General features: G+C 47.3%; 1 protein-coding gene. It reads right to left on the bottom strand.

Going from position 1 to position 771, the window contains the following annotated elements:
- Nucleotides 1-706 (bottom strand): MiaB/RimO family radical SAM methylthiotransferase (locus tag B3180_RS13860; protein ID WP_286845093.1); only part of this gene is annotated, 706 nt, incomplete at its 3' end.
- Between the last annotated feature and the right edge of the window lie 65 nt (nt 707-771).

The raw sequence follows: 771 nt of genomic DNA on the forward strand, positions 1-771 counted from the left end.
AACGAATGCGATCAATACCATCGATTGCGGCAACGATATGCAGTAATTCAGCAAAGCGGCAAACAGCACCGTCGTAGTGTTCTCCACGGTATGCATTAACGTTTTGGCCTAAGAGATTTACTTCGCGAACGCCTTGTTCAGCCAACTGAGCTATTTCATAAATAACGTCATCAACGGGGCGACTGACTTCTTCGCCACGCGTATAAGGTACGACACAGAAAGAGCAGTACTTACTGCAACCTTCCATAATGGAAACAAAGGCACTGGCGCCATCGGCTTTGGGTTCAGCCAGCCGGTCAAACTTCTCAATTTCCGGAAAAGAGACATCGACCATGGGGGCGTGAGTTTCAGTGACCTGGTTTACCATTTCCGGTAAGCGGTGCAGAGTCTGAGGCCCGAAGATAATATCGACAAAAGGAGCGCGTGCGCGGATTTCATTGCCTTCCTGAGAAGCAACGCAGCCACCAACCCCGATTAATAAATTGGGGTTGTTCTTTTTCAGGTTTTTCCAACGCCCTAACTGATGAAACACCTTTTCCTGAGCCTTCTCGCGGATGGAACAGGTATTCAGCAGAATTAAATCTGCGTCTTCAGCTTCTTCGGCAACATCGTAGCCGTGGGTTGAGTGCAGCAATTCTGCCATTTTAGCAGAATCGTACTCGTTCATTTGGCAACCCCAGGTTTTGATATATAGCTTCTTACTCATGACCACTCGATGGTTGATTGATTTCGTTTAAGGCGCTTATTTTATCGCGTATTGGAGCAGATTGC

Origin of the sequence: Idiomarina sp. UBA4206 (assembly GCF_002383015.1) — a bacterium.
Lineage (GTDB): Bacteria > Pseudomonadota > Gammaproteobacteria > Enterobacterales > Alteromonadaceae > Idiomarina > Idiomarina abyssalis.